The following is an 18,515-nucleotide window of genomic DNA, read 5'->3' on the forward strand; positions in this document are numbered from 1 at the left end:
GGCCTGCCTTTTCAGACAAGCCGCCAGACATTACCAGGACTGGGTTGCTTTAAACGTCTCGACCAGGCCTTTCAGCTTGGCTTCGATATCGTTATTAAAGTTACCCGACTGGTTGATTTCAGCCATCAGCTCAGCGTGGTCGCGATCGGCGAAGGCCAGCAGTGCAGCTTCGAAGCTGCCAATTTTTGCCAGTTCAACGTCGTTCAGATAGCCACGCTCTGCAGCGAACAGAACCAGACCCTGCTGCGCAACAGACATCGGCGCATACTGTTTCTGCTTCAGCAGCTCGGTCACTTTCTGACCGTGGCTCAGCTGTTTGCGGGTTGCATCATCCAGATCAGAGGCGAACTGCGAGAACGCCGCCAGTTCACGATACTGTGCCAGCGCGGTACGAATACCACCGGACAGTTTCTTGATGATCTTGGTCTGTGCAGCACCACCTACGCGGGATACCGAAATACCTGGGTTAACCGCCGGACGAATACCGGAGTTGAACAGGTTCGATTCCAGGAAGATCTGACCATCAGTAATCGAGATTACGTTGGTCGGAACGAACGCAGAAACGTCGCCCGCCTGGGTTTCGATGATCGGCAGCGCGGTCAGTGAACCGGTTTTACCTGTCACTGCGCCATTGGTGAAACGCTCTACATAATCAGCGCTTACGCGTGATGCACGTTCCAGCAGACGGGAGTGGAGATAGAACACGTCGCCAGGGAATGCTTCACGACCTGGTGGACGGCGCAGCAGCAGAGAAATCTGACGGTACGCGACAGCCTGCTTAGAAAGGTCATCGTAAACGATCAGCGCATCTTCACCGCGGTCACGGAAGTATTCACCCATCGCACAACCTGCGTACGGAGAGAGATACTGCAGTGCAGCAGATTCAGAAGCAGACGCCACAACAACGATGGTGTTCTGCAGTGCGCCATGCTCTTCCAGCTTACGAACCACGTTAGAGATGGTTGAGGCTTTCTGACCAATCGCAACGTAGACACACTTGATGCCTGAGTCGCGCTGGTTGATGATCGCATCGATCGCCATCGCGGTTTTACCGGTCTGACGGTCACCGATGATCAGCTCACGCTGGCCACGGCCGATTGGAATCATCGCATCGACCGACTTATAACCGGTCTGAACCGGCTGGTCGACTGACTGACGATCGATAACGCCCGGTGCAATCACTTCGACCGGTGAGAAACCGTCGTTGTCGATGGCGCCTTTACCGTCGATAGGTGCACCCAGGGTGTTCACCACACGGCCCAGCAGGCCACGGCCTACCGGTACTTCCAGAATACGGCCAGTACACTTAACCTTCATGCCTTCGGCGAGGTCAGCGTAAGGACCCATTACCACTGCACCTACTGAGTCACGCTCGAGGTTCAGGGCAATAGCGTAACGGTTGCCCGGCAGGGCAATCATCTCACCCTGCATCACATCGGCCAGGCCGTGTACGCGGATGATACCGTCACTTACAGAAACAATCGTACCTTCGTTGTGAGCTTCACTCACGACATTGAACTGAGCAATGCGCTGCTTGATCAGTTCGCTGATTTCGGTGGAATTCAGTTGCATATGCTCCAGTCCCCTTAAGACTGCAAGACGTCAGCCAGACGGTCAAGACGGCCGCGTACGCTGCCATCAATAACCAGATCACCCGAACGGATGATCACGCCTGCCATCACAGACTTATCAATTTTGCAATTCAGCTTAACTTTGCGTGACAGACGTTTTTCCATCGCGGCGCTGATTTTATTCAGCTGGTCGTCACTCAGCGTACTGGCGGAGATAACATCAACTTCTGCGGTGGCTTCATGAGCGTCACGCAGTTCGATGAATTGGGCCAGTACTGCCGGAAGCGCTGTCAAACGTCCGTTTTCCGCCATCACCTTAATCAGGTTCTGCGCGGGTTCATCCAGTTGATCACCACAGACTGCGTTAAACGACGCTGCCAGCGCTTCGGGTGCTAATGCACCTGAGAGAAGATCAGCCATCTGTTCATTGCGAGCCACTTCTGCGGCAAACGCCAGCATCTGTTGCCAGCGTTCTATACCTTGATGCTCAACAGCAAAGTCAAAAGCTGCTTTGGCGTAGGGGCGAGCTACAGTAATCAGATCAGACATCAGCCCCTCCCTCCTTACAGTTCAGCGACCAGTTTATCAACGATGTCGCTGTTAGCAGCTTCATCCACGGAACGTTCGATGATCTTCTCGGCGCCGGCCATAGCCAGCAACGCGACTTGCTTACGCAGTTCTTCACGAGCACGTTTGCGTTCGGCGTCAATTTCAGCCTGCGCTTGTGCCACGATGCGAGTACGTTCGTTTTCAGCTTCGGTTTTGGCTTCGTCCAGAATCTGCGCGCGACGCTTGTTCGCTTGCTCGATAATGACCTGAGCGTCTTCTTTGGCTTTTTTCAGCTGGTCGGTCGCATTAGCCTGCGCGAGATCCAAATCTTTCTTAGCACGTTCAGCAGAAGCAAGGCCTTCAGCAATTTCTTTCTGGCGCTTTTCGATAGCAGCCATAAGCGGCGGCCATACGTACTTCATGCAGAACGCGACAAACAGGATGAACGCGATAGCCTGGCCGAGGATTGTTGCATTAATGTTCACAGCACAATGCCTCTAGATTGAGTATTTAACTTTTCTGCCGTTATCAACGATAAGCGGCAGAATCCGTTCACCCTTGCACACTGTGCGCTGAGTGAACACAGGGCTTTAGGCGACAGCAAACATCACGTAGAGACCCAGACCAACAGCGATCATCGGGATTGCATCCACCAGACCCATTACAACAAAGAACTGCGTGCGCAGCAGAGGAATCAGATCAGGCTGACGAGCAGCGCCTTCCAGGAATTTTCCTCCGAGGATGCCGATACCGATCGCAGCACCGATTGCCGCCAGGCCCATCATCACAGCGGCAGCCATGTACAGCAGATCCATATTCAGGTTTTCCATGACAGTCTCCAGTTTGTTTCAGTTAAATGCTCCCTTCATCTTCCGGGCTGCAGCCGGCTGGCTGTGACCCGGAATAGAGAGGGAAAGTAGTGTTGAGAAAAAAATCAATGTTCTTCAGATGCCATCGACAGATAGACAATCGTGAGGACCATGAAAATGAAAGCCTGTAGCGAAATGATCAGGATGTGGAAAATGGCCCACGGCACATTCAGCACCCACTGCGACCACCACGGCAACAGACCGGCAATAAGGATAAAGATCAGCTCACCCGCATACATGTTGCCGAACAGTCGTAAACCGAGAGAAACCGGTTTAGACAGCAGGCTGACACCTTCCAGAATCAGGTTGATCGGGATGAAGATCGGGTGGTTAAAAGGCTGCAGCGTCAGCTCTTTCGTGAAGCCGCCAATGCCTTTCATTTTGATGCTGTAGAACAGAATCAAAATAAAGACGCCCAACGCCATAGAGAGCGTGATGTTCACGTCTGCAGACGGCACAACGCGCAGCGCCGGCAGGCCCAACCAATGCTCACCGATATACGGCAGCAGATCGATTGGCAGCAGATCCATGAAGTTCATCAGGAAGACCCAGACAAAAATTGTCAGCGCCAGCGGGGCGATAAGTTTGCTCTTACCGTGATACATGTCGCGCACGTTGTCATCAACGAAACCGACAACCAGTTCGATAGCCGCTTGTAATTTCCCTGGCACACCGCTGGTAGCTGTTTTAGCCACTTTACGGAACAACACCAGGAAGATAAGTCCCAGCACCAGAGAGAAAAACATGGAATCGATATTTAATACCCAGAACGTCGCGGGAGCGTCGTGCGGATTCACTAACTCGAAAGTACGCAGGTCCAGCTGAAGGTTGTTCAGATGGTGCCCTATGTATTCTTGCGGAGTAGAGATTTCTCCTGCAGCCATGATGCCTCTTACCCTTTGTTGTTAATTACCGCCGGTGCCAGCATTTGTACCACCAGCACCGATAACCAGGTTATTCCGACCGGCCAGAAAACCGCCCCGAATAGACCCAACGCCACAATGAGCAAAATGATGGTCGCGAACACTTTGGCTATTTCACCCAAAGCGAAGCTCCACGCGACTCGTCCCGAAGCGGGGGTTTGCCCCTGCAGGCGCCAGGCTAAAAACAAAAACAACACGTTTGGCAGCCAGGCTGCCGCGCCGCCTGCCAGAGCAGAAACGCCCCAGGTGACATCTTTCAGAGCAAAGAGTGCACCGATGATGACAATCGTCACCAGCTGAATCATCAGCACTGTCCGGGCGAATTTTACACTGTAAAGAGACACTGACATGACGCTGATACTCTCCTGCCCCATTAGGGGTATGTCGCGTGTCGTATAAGACTGCCTTTACGCATTTGAGTCAAGCAGCAAAAGCCGTGCAAATTATACGGGCCGCACCTGCGATTTCAATCGGTAAGTAGCGAAAAGGTGAACAATTATTTAAATTTCTTTCCGGAGGGCTATTTTTCCAAAGATTAGCCCGCAGGGATTCGTCGTTTCCTGCCTGAAAATGGGCTGGCGACTTGCTTTTAAAGCGTGCTTTAGATCACATAATAAGCATTCGCACCGTCCCAACTTTTCTCACAGGGCTAATTCCGGGCTTTTCCTTCTCTCAATAAACCGTTCAAAATCATAACATTGAAAATATAAGCGCAATCGGGGAAGCCTATTTTCCCGGAAAACACGCTATTGACATCGAAGGGTGCATGAGAAACGTTAAATTCATATTACGCACGCCGAGTTATTACCCTGATATATTTTCTGGCGTGACTATTTTTATTCCGCCAGTCCGCTATACAAGTGATCTTTCTGCTAACTAAATGTGAATTAAACGTTAAATGTAACAGAGCTTTTCGGATAATTTCCGTCGGCTTTGTTAATCCTCCACCGCATGTTGCAGAATGAAAATGCCGTTTTTTAAACGCATCAACTGCACCTTTTTTCACCAGCAATCGGATGAAAACCGACGGCTGGCGCAGAGTAAATCCTTATCCGTTTCAGGCCTGGTGCTGACGAATAATCACCAGGTGACGGTCACCTTCCAGCTGTGGAACCTGCAGTTTAACCACCGCATCACAGTGATAGCCCGCCGGTAAGCTGGCAATTTCATCATCCGGACGGACGCCTTTGAGGGCAAAAAAGCGCCCTTCTGTTCCCGGTAAATGATGACACCAGTTCACCATGTCGGTCAGTGAGGCAAATGCGCGGCTGATGACGCCATCAAAAGGTGGCTCGGCCGGGAAGTCCTCAACCCGGCTCTGTACCGGAGTGATGTTAGTGAGTCCTAACTCATGCTGAACCTGGCGCAGGAAGCGCACTCGCTTACCCAGGCTGTCGAGCAGCGTGAAGTGCGCATCGGGCATCACTATCGCCAGCGGAATACCTGGCAGGCCCGGTCCGGTTCCCACATCAATAAAGCGTGAGCCGATCAGCTGGGGTGCCACCACAATGCTGTCGAGGATGTGGCGCACCAGCATCTGCTGGGGATCGCGTACTGACGTCAGGTTGTAGGCTTTGTTCCACTTATCCAGCAGCCCGACATAGGCAACCAGCTGCTGTTTTTGTTGATCGGAGAGGGAAATATTGGCTGCCTGCAGCAGCGAGGTGAGTCGGTTAATCACAGCGTAAGTCCAGTCAGCGGGGGCGAGTCGCCTCGCCCCGTTTCAGGTCAGGCGCTTTTGCGCAGCAGACCCTGTTTTTTCAGATAAATAAGCAGAATAGAGATGGCCGCCGGGGTGATACCGGAAATACGCGTCGCCTGGCCAATCGAGGTCGGCTTGTGGTCATTCAGCTTGGCGATCACCTCATTTGACAGGCCGTTGACCTGACGATAGTCGAGGTCAACCGGCAACAGGGTGTTTTCGTTGCGCAGCTGACGATCGATCTCCTCCTGCTGGCGTGCGATATAGCCTTCATATTTGACCTGAATCTCAACCTGCTCAGCCGCCTGCTCATCAGCCAGCGCCGGACCAAAGGCGTTCAGCGACATCAGCTTCAGATAGGTCATTTCCGGACGACGCAGCAGATCTTCGCCACTGGCTTCTTTGGTCAGCGGCGCACTGAGAACCGTGTTCACCTCCGACACGTTATCCGATTTTGGATGAACCCAGATATCGCGCAGGCGCTGACGCTCCTGTTCAATCGCTTCCAGCTTCTGATTGAAGCGCGCCCAGCGGGCATCATCGACCAGACCCAGCTCGCGGCCGGTTTCGGTCAGACGCAGATCGGCATTATCCTCACGCAGCATCAGACGATACTCGGCGCGGGAAGTAAACATGCGGTACGGCTCTTTGGTACCGAGCGTGCAGAGATCGTCAACCAGCACGCCGAGGTAAGCCTGATCGCGACGCGGCGCCCAGCCCTCTTTGTCGGCAGACTGGCGCGCGGCGTTGAGGCCAGCCAGCATACCCTGCGCAGCCGCTTCTTCGTAGCCGGTGGTTCCGTTGATCTGTCCGGCAAAGAACAGACCGTGAATAAATTTGCTCTCCAGCGTCGGTTTCAGATCGCGCGGATCGAAGAAGTCATACTCAATGGCATAACCCGGGCGCACGATCTTCGCATTTTCCAGCCCCTGCATCGAGCGGACGATCTGAATCTGCACATCAAACGGCAGGCTGGTTGAGATGCCGTTCGGATAAATTTCGTTGCTGGTCAGTCCTTCCGGTTCGAGGAAGATCTGATGCGCATTACGATCGGCAAAGCGCATCACTTTATCTTCGATCGACGGGCAGTAGCGTGGCCCGATCCCTTCGATGATCCCGGCATACATCGGGCTGCGATCGAGGTTGTTGCGGATCACCTCATGGGTTTTTTCATTGGTATGGGTGATCCAGCACGGTACCTGCTGCGGATGCTGAGCGGCATTGCCCATGAACGAGAACACCGGCATCGGGTGATCGCCATGCTGCGGCGTCAGTACTGAAAAATCGATGGTGCGCGCATCAATGCGCGGCGGCGTACCGGTCTTGAGGCGGTTAACCCGCAGCGGCAGGGCACGCAGTCGTTTTGCCAGCGGAATGGAAGGCGGATCGCCTGCACGACCGCCGCTGTAGTTATCCAGTCCGATATGAATTTTACCGTCGAGGAAGGTACCCACGGTCAGCACCACGGTCTTCGCCCGGAATTTGAGCCCCATCTGAGTCACAGCACCCACGACGCGATCGTTTTCCACAATCAGATCGTCAACCGCCTGCTGGAAGATCATCAGGTTGGGCTGGTTCTCCAGTGCGGTGCGTACTGCCTGACGATAGAGCACGCGATCGGCCTGAGCACGGGTTGCCCTGACGGCCGGACCTTTGCTCGCGTTTAGTATCCTAAACTGAATACCGGCCTGATCGATTGCGTGGGCCATCAGACCCCCCATGGCATCCACTTCCTTCACCAGATGTCCTTTGCCAATGCCACCGATCGCCGGGTTACAGGACATTTGTCCAAGCGTATCAATGTTATGGGTGAGTAACAGGGTTTGCTGACCCATTCGGGCTGCCGCCATTGCGGCTTCGGTGCCCGCATGACCACCACCAATTACGATGACGTCAAAAGGATCCTGATAAAACATGAAGTGGTACCTCGATTGATGAACAGGCAGGATCGTCGTCCTGGGGCGTGGATTCTACTCAAATTCCGCCTGGGGTGAAAGCTGCGGGATCCTCAGGTTTTAAAAGAAAGGATCTTAGATCTGTATATGATCTTTCTGTTAGATCTCTTATTAGGATCGCCGGTTTCTGTGGATATGTGCCAGAACGCCAGTCACAACAAGCGATTAGCAAGGATCACTAGCTGTTAATGATCGGTGATCCTGATCCGTATAAGCTGGGATCAAAATGGCTACTTATGCACAGCTCAAAAAGCATACTGCGGTTACTCTTTGGATAACTACCGGTTATACGCAGTAAAAGAGGGTAGTTATCCACAAAATAAACGGATTCAAAAGGACAAAATCAGCATCTTCCACTGGGGATCGTCACTATTTCACGATCCCCGACCAGATTCAGATCGCGCTTTTCCAGTCCATCACCCATACCCCGGCCGGATCTTCAGGGATCTCATGCTCAAGGACATCGATTTCCAGACGATCGCCGATCCGCTGAGCGCCCTGGGCAATTAACAGCGTCTCTATCTGACGGATCGCCCCGCAAAACAGATCGTATTCGTGATTACCGAGGCCGACCGCCCCAAAGCGGACCTGAGAGAGATCGGGCTGCTCTTCATTAATTGCCTCGAACCACGGCAGCAGATTATCGGGAATTTCGCCTGCACCATGCGTTGAGCAGACCACCAGCCAGATGCCTTTCAGCGGCACTTCATCCAGCCCCGGGCCGTGCAACAGCTGCGTTGAGTAGCCTGCTTCCTGTAATTTTTCTTCCAGATGCTCAGCAACATACTCGGCACTGCCCAAAGTACTGCCACTGATTAAGGTAATATCGGCCATCTTGCTCTCCCGGACATTAAGGCGGGCATTGTACGCTGTGATCAAGCGGTGATCCACCTGTGGAAAACAGGGTTAATGGATCGGGTGATGTGAACGCAGCCGTTGTCAGCCGCTGCATTCGTCCGGGATAAGGTTGTACACAGGGGAAGCGCGATCAGGGTTTGATGGTGCGCATGATCGGGTTTTGCAGGGAGATCAGGGTTTCTGTTGATTGAATTTCATCAATTGTCTGGATCTTGTTGATCAGCACCTGTTGCAGGGCATCAATCGAGCGGCACATCACCTTGATAAAGATGCTGTAGTGACCGGTGGTATACCAGGCTTCCACCACCTCATCCAGCGCTTCCAGCTTGCTCAGTGCCGCCGGATAATCGCGTGCGCTCTTGAGAATAATGCCGATAAAACAGCAGACGTCAAAACCCAGCTGGCGCGGATCGATATCGACACGGGTGCCCAGAATAATGCCGGCCTGTTTCATCTTTTCCACCCGCACATGGATGGTGCCGGGGCTGACATTAAACTGTTTTGCCAGCTCGGCGTAAGCGGTACGCGCGTTATCCAGCAGGGCATTCAGAATGCCGCGATCCAGGTTATCGAGCTGCAAATGTTCGGCCATGACCATCCTCGTTAGGCTGCGTTGTGTTCACAAAGGGAGAATGTGCAGCAAAATAGCGAGACAGGCAACAACCGGCAGCGACGGACGCCGCTGCCGGCTCACTTAGCGTTTGCGCCAGACGGTAACCTGGGCCAGCGTGTGCTGGAACTTGCGCGCCGTTTCGCGGATCACAAACGGCTTATCGATTGGATCATCCAGCAGTTCAAAGTCGGCTGCCAGTAGCCGTTGCAGCGCCTGCAGCGTGGTCAGCGCCTCGCCATTTTCCCGTACGCCGCCCAGCCAGTTCTCTTTCGGCGTGTATTCTTCCAGCCAGGTGTAAGGCGAGGAGAGCAGCAGGATACCGCCCGGCCGCAGCATCGACGTCACATCCTGCAGGAAGCGCGCGGGCTGACGCAGGCGATCGATCAGGTTGGAGGCCAGCACCAGATCGTAGCGGCCCGGTTGCGGCTTGAGGTTACAGGCATCGCCCTGCACGAACCGGATGCGCTGCGCCAGATCGCCATCCAGCGCGAAATCTTTCAGGCGCACCTGGCGATACTCCACCAGATCGCCCTCCTGCGGCACCACATAACGGAAATCTTCTCCGCTGGTCAGCTGCAGCGCCACGTCGATGAAGCGCGCCGAGTAGTCCATGCCGGTGACGCGTTCAAAGTGGCGGGCCAGCTCAAAACTGGCGCGTCCGGTGGCGCAGCCGATATCCAGTGCTTCAGTCTGTGACGTGGTGTACTTCAGCGCCAGCTTCACCAGGCTTTCAGCATAATTATCCACGCCGAAATAGCGCGGGCCATACTGGAAGTCGAGATACTGCGACACCATGGCGTCAGTTTCATACGGGTTCAGCGTCATACTTTCCTGATGGCTGGAGACCACGTAGCGGAAACCGGCGTGCTGGAAGAAATGGCGGCGAAAGGCATAGCGCGCCGATTTCAGCGCTTCGTTGCCGGTTGAGATCCAGCTGCCGCCTTTGATCAGCGAATGCTTGCCATCAAAGGTCGGGGTAGAGAAATCATCGTAAAGCGGGTGGACTTTGAAACCTTCAAAGCCGTTGGTCGGTGTCGTGGTCCACTGCCAGACGTTACCGACGATATCGTAAAAGTCGCCCTGGGCGAACTGATCGACCGGAGAGGAGGAAGCCCAGTACGCCAGATTGATATTGCCTGGTGCCTGTTCCCACTGCGGCTGATCGCCCGCCACCTGCTCGCGCAGCTGATACCATTCGGCTTCGCACGGCAGCTGAATCGCCATTCCGCTCTGTTCGGCTTTCCAGCGACAGAAGGCGGCCGCCTCAAGCTGGTTCACTTCCGCCGGCCAGTCCCACGGCATCGCCACTTCTTCACACATCAGACGCAGTATAAGCTGATCGGGCATCGCTGGCGTGCCGACCCAGAACGTCGGCATCTCAGCCTGAGCAAATTGCCGCCAGCCCCAGCCTTCATCATCCCACCAGCGGGAATCCTGATAACCGCCCGCACGGACAAACTCAAAATATTCGGCATTGCTGACCAGCATTTTGCTGGCTTTGAACGGCTGCAGCGTAACCTGCTGGCTGCCGTACTCATTATCCCAGCCGTAGGTATCGTCGGTTTTCCCCAGCGTAACCGTACCGCCGGGCATCGCCAGCAGACTGTTGGCCGGCACATCCTGACGCTGGTGGCGCGCCAGCGGACAGATCGGCCAGGCGGGCTGCGGCGTTACCCAGTCAACCGGTAGCTGGCGGATCAGCACGCTGGAGGTTTCCAGATGGATACGCTCATGCTCGATACCCATCAGGATCACCCACGCCGGGCTGTCCCACGCGATCGGCAAGCTCAGCGGCAGGGTCTGGATCAGATCGCTGACCAGCGCTTTCACCCGGCCACGGTAGTCACGTACCTCATCAATGGTCGGCCACGCGTAGTGGTTGTCGTTGAGATCGTCCCAGCTCATTTCATCGACGCCAATCGCCATCATCGCTTCAATCCGGTCGTCGAGGCGCGCATCAATATAGCGTCCGGCCATCAGCTTATTAATGTAGAAGGTCGCCGTGTGGCCAAAATAGAAGATCAGCGGATGGCGCAGCGGAATCGCTTTGGTAAACCAGGCCTGCGGATCGGCGAGGCAGGTAAACAGGCTTTCGTACTGTTCCCACGTCTGGTGAAAATAGCTCAGCAGCTCGGCTCGTTTTTGTTCAATATTCTGGCCGGAGAGCAATAACGTACGCGTCGGCGCAGGCAGATCGCGATGAGGATGGACGGTGGTCACAAGGTGCTCCAGATTGCTGAGTAAGTGAAACGGTAATTCACTATAGCAAAGAAGCATTTCTGCCTGATGACTTAACGACGCCAGTGGCGCAGCAGGCGGCTTTTCATGCCGGTATCGAAGCGCCAGATATGGTCGAAGATGCGCATAATACCGGGCTTTCCGTGCGTCGACATCGCCACGGCGTGAAAACGTTGCTGATTATGTCGCTGGCGGTGTTTGATGGCGCCGATCACCTCTTCCGGCAGACGCTGGGCGATAAAATCGGAGACGATCACCGCATCCGCCTCCTGCCAGAGCACCCCTTCCATGCGCTTCACCACGGCGGAAAGACAGGCGGCCAGATCGGTGCCGCCACGAAAGCGCTGACTGAGGAAGCGAATCGCCTGCTCCAGGCCATCATCACCGGTCAGTTCATAGCCGATCACCTCATGGGCGAACAGCATAATGTAGCAGCGACGTCGATCGGCCAGCGCCACCTTGAGTAACGCCAGACAGAACGCTTTGGCGCAGCGCTCATTAAAACCACCCATGGAACCGGAGGTATCGACGCAGACAATAAACGGCCCGCGCGGCTGCTCCTCATGCTGCTGGTGGCTGACCGGCCGCAGCGTGACTTTTTCATGCCAGGCGTCGCCCTGCAGCTTGTAGGTCAGCAGGCGTTTCTCCACCAGCCGGCGATAAAACTCCAGCTCCAGTTCGCTGATGCTCAGCGCGGCCAGTTCCGGTGGCAGCAGGCGCAGCACATCATCACTCTGATGAATGCCGCTGACCTCTTCCGGCACGGCCGCCGGTTCATGAACCAGCTGATGAAACGCCTCCAGCGGCGCCTCCTGCGACGGCACGGATTTCGCTTCCCGGCTGCGACCAAGCTGCTGGGCCAGTTTCAGTAGCTCCGGCTGCTGGGCCAGAAAATCGCCGTATTGCAGCATCAGCTGGTAATCGCCCGGCTGCAGCGAGGTTTTACTCATGTCCCACAGCCGGCCGGCTGCGGCTTCGTCATCATCGCTCAGCATCGGGGCCAGCTGACCACTGAGCGCCATCCGCTGCTGCAACTCGGCCAGCAGGCGTTCGCGCTGCTGCTCCAGCAGTTGCTGATTCAGCGTCAGGGTTTGCAGCGTCAGGCTCAGCCGCCAGCGCTGTAAAAACAGCGTATGTTGCGCACTGCTGAGATGATGAATGTCGGTATGCTGGAGCAGCCGGCGGGCTTCATCGATAAAGGGGGAAGGCAGACGTTCAAGGGTCTGAAGCGTGGCGTCGAGCTGCTGGCTGAACTGACGATCGCTGAGCAACTGCACCTGTTGAAACAGCTGAAACTCTTCGGCCAGTAACGCGGGCACCGGCGTGGCTTTCAGTTCCGCGCTGATTTCCGCTTTCCAGCGCGGCACATCGCGCAGCAGCGCCTTTTTCAGACCGGGGAATTTTTCAAAAAACAGCGCCAGTTGCGGCGACGCCAGCAGCGCGATAATTAACTCTTCAATCAGTTCGGTTTCGCCAATTGAGAGCAGCGTGCTGAGCGTCTCCAGAGAGATCATTTACGCGCCTGTTTCAGCTGTTCCGCCACATCCTGCAGGCTGGTTTCAACCCGCGCCAGCCAGTCATCGCTGATAAACAGGCAGCGCTGATGCTGGCTGAACAGGTGGCGCTGACTGCGTAACTCACTCTCCAGCGTATCCAGCGCCTCGGTGATTTCACCTGGCAGCTGATCGCTGTTGCTGACGCCAGGCAGCGTCAGACGTGAAGATTGCAGACTGACGTCGCGTATTGCCAGACAGTGTTGCGCATCAACCTGCAAATCCAGCGTCTGCGCAAAGCCAATCCCATTGAGTTTGCCGCGGATATCGCCGCCTTTTTGCAGCCACTGACTCAGTGCGTCACGGGCGATCACCAGATGCGTCACCTGCATATCGTGCAGCGTCAGCGGCTGTTGCAGCATCAGGGTCAGCTGATCATCAGTGAGGCTTTCCGGCAAATCGTAATGCGGTTTGCGGCTGAACATGCCGCTGTGTTTCTCCAGCGTGATCGCCTGCGCCATGCTCTGTTGCTGCTGTAAGGCCATGCGGCGGGCTTTGATCTGCTGCAGTCTGAGCAGCATCGGCTGCTGTTGCCAGGCATATTGCGTCATTAACAGATCGATTTCGCGCTCCAGCAGCTGCATTGAGGCGACGTCATGCCACAGGCAATCTTTCAGCAGGATCAGGTCGATGGGCGCGATGGCGTTGCGGCCGCTGTAAAAGGCGCTGGCCTGCAGCAGGTGAATCGCTTTCTTCCAGCGGCGATCGGAGATGTAAGGTGCGGCGGGCTGGCTCTCCAGCTGCTGACGCAACTGGTAGATCAGCTCAAATACCGCATCGGGCAGGCTCACCTGGCTGATGCCGAGCTGCCACTGGGCGTACTCTTCATCACTGATGCGCAGCGATTCCGCCACCGGATTGGCATTTTCATCCTGCTGGTGGGTCAGCATGCTGCGGAAATTCTGCTTCTCATGCACGTTATCCAGCCATAAGCGGATCAGCATCCGGTCATACAGCGCTTCCAGACCGCTGTCTGCTTCCGGCAGTTCATTGGAGGCGGTCACCAGCAGCCGCATCGGAATTTTTTCTTCGCTGTCGCCGTTGCGGAAGCGGCGTTCATTAATCGCAGTCAGCAGCGTATTCAGAATCGCCGGGCCGGCTTTCCAGATCTCATCCAGAAAGACAATCTCCGCATCGGGCAGGTACCCTTTAGTCAGGCGCTGATAGCGACCCTCATCTTTCAGTGCCTGAATCGACAGCGGGCCGAACACCTCTTCAGGCGTCGAAAAGCGGGTCATCAGATATTCAAAAGCGCGGGCGTGCTGGAAGGCATATTTCAGGCGGCGGGCAATCAGGCTCTTGGCGATGCCTGGCGGTCCCAGCAGGAACACGCTCTCACCGCTGAGCGCAGCCAGCAGACAGAGGCGAATTGCGTGGTGCCGCTCATACAGGCCTTTTTCTAACGCATTGCTGAGACGAGAAATTCTTTCTGCCAAAAGATGGGGTTGAGCCATAATCACATCAATGTCCTTACAATCGTCGGGCCGCCGCGCTTAAGCAAGCGCCTTACTCTATAGATAATGATGCGTGAAAGCGTTGATAGCTGTCAGCTTTTTTGTTTCAGAAGGTTCGGTTAGCTGAAATGCGCCAGTAAGCAGCGGGTTACAGGCTAAAAACCCCGCGACTGGTGCAGCGCTAAGATTAACTGGGTATAGGAATTTTCGGCAATACGTGCATACTGTGCGCTTTTTGATGGCTTGAGCGAGGGGTCTTACACCTCTTAGACTCCAACAAAAGATAACTCTCTATGAGCTCGGATAATAAGCAGTCTCTTGGTGGGCTTACGCTGGCCGCAATTGGTGTTGTCTATGGGGATATTGGTACCAGTCCGCTGTATACCTTGCGTGAATGTCTCTCCGGCCAGTTTGGCTTCGGCGTAGAACGGGGCGCGGTATTTGGCTTTCTGTCGCTGATTTTCTGGCTGCTGGTGCTGGTGGTATCACTGAAATATATCAGCTACGTCATGCGGGCTGACAACGCTGGCGAAGGCGGTATTCTGACCCTGATGTCGCTGGCGGGCCGTCATACCGGTGCCCGCGCCACGGCGGTACTGGTGATCATGGGCCTGATCGGCGGCAGCTTCTTCTATGGCGAAGTGGTGATCACGCCGGCGATTTCAGTGATGTCGGCCATTGAAGGCCTGGAGATTGCCGCGCCGTCGCTGGATCCGTTCATTGTGCCGCTGTCGATTGCGGTACTGACGCTGCTGTTTGCGATTCAGAAACACGGCACCGGCATGGTCGGCAAGCTGTTTGCGCCGGTTATGCTGCTGTGGTTCCTGGTGCTGGCGATCCTCGGGGTTAACGGCATCATGAAAAACCCGGAAGTGCTGCAGGCGCTGAATCCTGCCTATGCGGTCAACTTCTTTATGCAGTACAAATCGATCTCCTTCTTCGCGCTGGGCGCGGTGGTGCTGGCGATTACCGGCGTGGAAGCGCTGTATGCCGATATGGGCCACTTCGGTAAAATCCCAATCCGTCTGGCGTGGTTTTCGGTAGTGCTGCCGTCTCTGGTGCTGAACTATTTTGGTCAGGGCGCGCTGTTGCTCAGTGACCCTAAAGCGATAAAAAACCCCTTTTTCCTGCTGGCGCCAGACTGGGCGCTGATCCCGATGCTGATTCTGGCAACGCTGGCAACCGTCATCGCCTCGCAGGCGGTGATCTCTGGCGTCTTCTCGCTGACGCGTCAGGCGGTTCGGCTCGGCTACCTGCCCGGTATGCGGATCATTCATACTTCTGAGCGTGAATCGGGCCAGATTTATATTCCGATGATTAACTGGGTGCTCTACTTTGCGGTGCTGATTGTGATTATCAGCTTTGAGCACTCGAGTAATCTGGCGGCGGCCTACGGTATTGCGGTGACCGGCACCATGGTGCTGACCTCGATTCTCTCCTGCACCGTCGCGATCAAAAACTGGCACTGGCATAAGCTGGCGGTTGGGGTGATTCTGCTGCTGATGCTGTTTATCGACGTGCCGCTGTTTACGGCGAACCTGGTTAAAATCTTCTCGGGTGGCTGGTTGCCGCTCTGCCTCGGCCTGGTGATGTTTATCATTATGACGACGTGGAAAAGCGAACGCTTCCGCCTGCTGCGCCGGATGCATGAGCACGGTAATTCACTGGAGGCGATGATCGCGTCGCTGGAGAAAGCGCCGCCGGTGCGGGTTCCTGGCACCGCGGTCTATATGTCGCGTGCGCTGAACGTTATCCCGTTTGCCATGCTGCATAATCTCAAACACAACAAAGTGTTACATGAGCGGGTGGTGCTGCTTACGCTGCGCACTGAAGATGCGCCTTATGTGCACAACGTACGGCGTGTCACCATTGAGCAGCTCTCGCCGACCTTCTGGCGCGTGGTGGCCAGCTATGGCTGGCGTGAAACGCCGAACGTGGAAGAGATTTTCCATCGTTGCGGGCTGGAAGGACTGAACTGCCGCATGATGGAGACGTCGTTCTTTATGTCGCACGAGTCGCTGATCATCGGCAAACGGCCGTGGTATTTGCGGCTGCGCGGCAAGCTGTTCCTGGCGTTGCAGCGCAATGCGCTCCGCGCGCCGGACCAGTTTGAGATCCCGCCAAACCGGGTGATTGAGCTCGGTACGCAGGTCGAAATTTAATCCAGATGACCCGCCTCACCGGCGGGTTTTTTTATGGCCAGCGCAGCGTGACGCACAATCCGCTGTTGGGCTGCCGGCTGAACGTTAACTGCATCGCGTGCAGCTGGGCGATGTTACGCACAATAGATAACCCCAGCCCGCTGCCACTCTTCTCCTGACCGGGCGGTCGCCAGAAACGTTCGCCTAACCGTTGCAGATCGGCTTCATTCAGGCCGTCTCCGTTGTCCTCGACTGACAGGCTGTTGGCCTGAAGCCGCACGTCCACCTCGCTGCCGGCTGGCGTATAGCGAATCGCGTTATCCAGCAGATTGCGTACCAGCAGTGACAGCAACAGTGGATTACCCTGAATCTGCGGATCGGCGTCGGCGTGGAGGCGCAGCGTGACGCCCGTTTTATCCGCCAGCGGCAGTTGCGCCGCCAGCGTCTCCTGCAGCGTCTGTTTTAATGACACCGGTTCGAAAGCGTTACGGGCATCATCCGCTTCCACCCGCGACAGCGTAAGCAGCTGATCCACCAGCCGGGTCGCGCGCACAATGCCGGCATCCAGCTGTTTCAGCGCATGGGTTCGCATCGTTTCATCGTCGACGGCCAGCTGAATCACTTCACTTTGCACCTGCAAGGCGGCCAGCGGACTGCGCAGTTCATGCGCGGCATCGGAGGTAAAGCGGCGCTCGCGATGCATCATTGCGTTGATCCGACTGAACAGGCCATTCAGCGCGATTATCAGTGGCTGGACCTCTTTCGGCACCCGTTCGGCCTGTAACGGCGTACCGTCATCCGGCGCGCGTTGCGCTAACTGCTGCGCCAGCTGCTTCAGCGGGCGCAGTTCCGACCAGACCAGGCTGATTAACAGCAGCAACATAAAAGGAAGCGCGATCAGCCAGGGTAAGACGCTGGCGTTCATCAGATCGCGCGCCATGTCATCGCGGTATTCCGACTCCTGACCCACTACCACGCGAAACTGCTTATCTGGCGTGGTCAGCCAGACCAGGCGCCAGCTGTCGTCGTCATTGGTGAGCTGACCATCATGAAAGCCCTGATAATCGGCCTCAAACGGCAGGTATCGGCCGTTATCGCCATCGTTCAGTACCTGTCTGCCGTCATGGGTGAAGACGGCAAACGCCAGCGCGTCATCATCCTGATCGCCGCGGTGGTGTCGTAGCAGTTGCTTCGTTTTTGGCAGCGTGGCGTTGTCCAGCGAAGAGAAATCAAGCGTCAGCAGGCGTTTTGCCAGCAGCATTTGCTGGGTATCAAACAGCTCGTCAATCGTTTCCCGCGTCTGATGCCATGCGCTGAGGCTGGCGCTGGCCCAGCAGATACCGAGCAGCAGCACAAAACCGATGCCGAGGCGCAGGAACAGGCTTACCGATCGCATTCAGCCGCTCCCAGGGTATAACCCACACCGTGCAGGGTGCGAATAAACTGGCTGCCGAGTTTTTTCCGCAGATGATGGATATGCACTTCTACCGCATTACTGGAGACGTCAGCATCCCAGCTGTAGAGCTTCTCCTCCAGCTGGCTGCGGGTCAGCACCCGGCCAGGATTGCGCATAAACAGCTCCAGCAGCGCCAGTTCACGGCTTTTCAGCTCAATCGCTTCGCCATCGCACAGGACGCTGTGACTGTCAGGCATCAGTACGACCTTGCCGTGACGCAACTCGGGTTGCAGCTGACCATGCCGGCGACGAATCAGCGCCTGCAGTCGGGCGGCCACTTCGGTTAAGGCAAAGGGTTTGCAGAGGTAGTCATCGGCACCCATCTGCAGGCCTTCGACCCGCTGATCGAGCGCATCGCGCGCCGTCAGGATCAGTACCGGCACATCCTCTCCCTGCTGTCGCCACTGTCGCAGAATATCCAGCCCGTCACGTTCGGGGAGTGAGAGATCGAGCACCACCGCATCCCAGGGCGCGGCGTGCAGCGCCTGAAAACCGGCCTCACCGGAGGTAAACCAGTCGACGCTAAATCCCAGCTTGCCCAGCCCCGCTTTGATACCGTCGCCAATTAAGCGATCGTCTTCTATCAGTAAAATACGCATCATTTCTCCCTGCGTTGATAGCGCTTTATACGAA

16 protein-coding genes are annotated in these 18,515 nt (G+C 55.8%); 1 reads left to right on the top strand and 15 read right to left on the bottom strand.

Translation table 11 applies throughout. The annotated features are described in order from the left end of the window. Positions 1 to 30 precede the first annotated feature (30 nt). From atpA to ravA, 13 genes are all read right to left on the bottom strand, one after another. Positions 31 to 1,572 (bottom strand): F0F1 ATP synthase subunit alpha, encoded by a 1,542-nt coding sequence (gene atpA / locus LZU96_RS00425; RefSeq protein ID WP_010258868.1) that lies wholly within the window; start codon positions 1,570 to 1,572, stop codon positions 31 to 33. Positions 1,573 to 1,586: 14 nt separating this feature from the next. Next, on the bottom strand, positions 1,587 to 2,120 hold the full coding sequence (atpH, locus tag LZU96_RS00430; RefSeq protein ID WP_233985791.1) for a F0F1 ATP synthase subunit delta: 534 nt from the start codon (positions 2,118 to 2,120) through the stop codon (positions 1,587 to 1,589). 14 nt (positions 2,121 to 2,134) lie between these two features. Next, complete coding sequence (gene atpF / locus LZU96_RS00435; protein ID WP_233985792.1) at positions 2,135 to 2,605, bottom strand: F0F1 ATP synthase subunit B; 471 nt, start codon at positions 2,603 to 2,605, stop codon at positions 2,135 to 2,137. Positions 2,606 to 2,710: 105 nt separating this feature from the next. Next, positions 2,711 to 2,950, bottom strand: a complete 240-nt coding sequence (atpE, locus tag LZU96_RS00440; RefSeq protein ID WP_003849523.1) for a F0F1 ATP synthase subunit C — start codon at positions 2,948 to 2,950, stop codon at positions 2,711 to 2,713. A gap of 104 nt (positions 2,951 to 3,054) precedes the next feature. Then, entirely contained in the window at positions 3,055 to 3,873 is an 819-nt protein-coding gene (atpB, locus tag LZU96_RS00445) for a F0F1 ATP synthase subunit A (protein WP_233985793.1), read from the bottom strand. An 8-nt stretch (positions 3,874 to 3,881) separates the two neighbouring features. Then, entirely contained in the window at positions 3,882 to 4,262 is a 381-nt protein-coding gene (gene atpI, locus LZU96_RS00450) for a F0F1 ATP synthase subunit I (protein WP_233985794.1), read from the bottom strand. A gap of 707 nt (positions 4,263 to 4,969) precedes the next feature. Next, on the bottom strand, positions 4,970 to 5,593 hold the full coding sequence (rsmG, locus tag LZU96_RS00455) for a 16S rRNA (guanine(527)-N(7))-methyltransferase RsmG (protein WP_233985795.1): 624 nt from the start codon (positions 5,591 to 5,593) through the stop codon (positions 4,970 to 4,972). A gap of 47 nt (positions 5,594 to 5,640) precedes the next feature. Next, positions 5,641 to 7,530 carry a tRNA uridine-5-carboxymethylaminomethyl(34) synthesis enzyme MnmG gene (gene mnmG / locus LZU96_RS00460; RefSeq protein WP_233985796.1) on the bottom strand — a complete coding sequence of 630 codons (1,890 nt, stop codon included), beginning with the start codon at positions 7,528 to 7,530 and terminating at the stop codon, positions 5,641 to 5,643. 432 nt (positions 7,531 to 7,962) lie between these two features. Next, a complete protein-coding gene (gene mioC, locus LZU96_RS00465) occupies positions 7,963 to 8,403 on the bottom strand; it encodes an FMN-binding protein MioC (protein WP_233985797.1) in 441 nt (146 codons plus the stop codon). A 154-nt stretch (positions 8,404 to 8,557) separates the two neighbouring features. Continuing rightward, on the bottom strand, positions 8,558 to 9,019 hold the full coding sequence (asnC, locus tag LZU96_RS00470; protein WP_013359557.1) for a transcriptional regulator AsnC: 462 nt from the start codon (positions 9,017 to 9,019) through the stop codon (positions 8,558 to 8,560). Between the two features lie 102 nt (positions 9,020 to 9,121). Next, positions 9,122 to 11,260 carry a 5-histidylcysteine sulfoxide synthase gene (gene ovoA / locus LZU96_RS00475; protein ID WP_233985798.1) on the bottom strand — a complete coding sequence of 713 codons (2,139 nt, stop codon included), beginning with the start codon at positions 11,258 to 11,260 and terminating at the stop codon, positions 9,122 to 9,124. 71 nt (positions 11,261 to 11,331) lie between these two features. Then, complete coding sequence (gene viaA / locus LZU96_RS00480; RefSeq protein WP_233985799.1) at positions 11,332 to 12,792, bottom strand: ATPase RavA stimulator ViaA; 1,461 nt, start codon at positions 12,790 to 12,792, stop codon at positions 11,332 to 11,334. Continuing rightward, the gene (ravA, locus tag LZU96_RS00485) at positions 12,789 to 14,285 is read right to left on the bottom strand and encodes an ATPase RavA (protein ID WP_233985800.1); all 1,497 of its coding nucleotides are present in this window, start codon (positions 14,283 to 14,285) and stop codon (positions 12,789 to 12,791) included. The genes viaA and ravA overlap by 4 nt, the downstream gene beginning before the upstream one ends. 293 nt (positions 14,286 to 14,578) lie before the next feature. Between ravA and kup the strand changes: the two genes are divergently transcribed. Then, positions 14,579 to 16,447 (top strand): low affinity potassium transporter Kup, encoded by a 1,869-nt coding sequence (gene kup, locus LZU96_RS00490; protein ID WP_233985801.1) that lies wholly within the window; start codon positions 14,579 to 14,581, stop codon positions 16,445 to 16,447. A 31-nt stretch (positions 16,448 to 16,478) separates the two neighbouring features. On the opposite strand, the gene qseC is transcribed toward kup, so the two are convergent. Together qseC and qseB are read right to left on the bottom strand one after the other, a co-directional pair. Beyond that, a complete protein-coding gene (qseC, locus tag LZU96_RS00495; RefSeq protein WP_233985802.1) occupies positions 16,479 to 17,822 on the bottom strand; it encodes a quorum sensing histidine kinase QseC in 1,344 nt (447 codons plus the stop codon). Then, positions 17,810 to 18,481, bottom strand: coding sequence for a quorum sensing response regulator transcription factor QseB (gene qseB, locus LZU96_RS00500; RefSeq protein ID WP_233988241.1), 672 nt, complete (start codon positions 18,479 to 18,481; stop codon positions 17,810 to 17,812). The genes qseC and qseB overlap by 13 nt, the downstream gene beginning before the upstream one ends. Between the last annotated feature and the right edge of the window lie 34 nt (positions 18,482 to 18,515).

It is taken from the genome of Pantoea agglomerans (assembly GCF_021397715.1).
GTDB lineage: Bacteria > Pseudomonadota > Gammaproteobacteria > Enterobacterales > Enterobacteriaceae > Pantoea > Pantoea astica.

Bases quoted from the DNA above. Each gene is read 5' to 3' on its own strand.
- atpA (WP_010258868.1), bottom strand. From the start codon at position 1,572: ATGCAACTGAATTCCACCGAAATCAGCGAACTGATCAAGCAGCGCATT.
- atpH (WP_233985791.1), bottom strand. From the start codon at position 2,120: ATGTCTGATCTGATTACTGTAGCTCGCCCCTACGCCAAAGCAGCTTTT.
- atpE (WP_003849523.1), bottom strand. From the start codon at position 2,950: ATGGAAAACCTGAATATGGATCTGCTGTACATGGCTGCCGCTGTGATG.
- atpB (WP_233985793.1), bottom strand. From the start codon at position 3,873: ATGGCTGCAGGAGAAATCTCTACTCCGCAAGAATACATAGGGCACCAT.
- atpI (WP_233985794.1), bottom strand. From the start codon at position 4,262: ATGTCAGTGTCTCTTTACAGTGTAAAATTCGCCCGGACAGTGCTGATG.
- mnmG (WP_233985796.1), bottom strand. From the start codon at position 7,530: ATGTTTTATCAGGATCCTTTTGACGTCATCGTAATTGGTGGTGGTCAT.
- mioC (WP_233985797.1), bottom strand. From the start codon at position 8,403: ATGGCCGATATTACCTTAATCAGTGGCAGTACTTTGGGCAGTGCCGAG.
- asnC (WP_013359557.1), bottom strand. From the start codon at position 9,019: ATGGCCGAACATTTGCAGCTCGATAACCTGGATCGCGGCATTCTGAAT.
- viaA (WP_233985799.1), bottom strand. From the start codon at position 12,792: ATGATCTCTCTGGAGACGCTCAGCACGCTGCTCTCAATTGGCGAAACC.
- ravA (WP_233985800.1), bottom strand. From the start codon at position 14,285: ATGGCTCAACCCCATCTTTTGGCAGAAAGAATTTCTCGTCTCAGCAAT.
- kup (WP_233985801.1), top strand. From the start codon at position 14,579: ATGAGCTCGGATAATAAGCAGTCTCTTGGTGGGCTTACGCTGGCCGCA.
- qseC (WP_233985802.1), bottom strand. From the start codon at position 17,822: ATGCGATCGGTAAGCCTGTTCCTGCGCCTCGGCATCGGTTTTGTGCTG.
- qseB (WP_233988241.1), bottom strand. From the start codon at position 18,481: ATGCGTATTTTACTGATAGAAGACGATCGCTTAATTGGCGACGGTATC.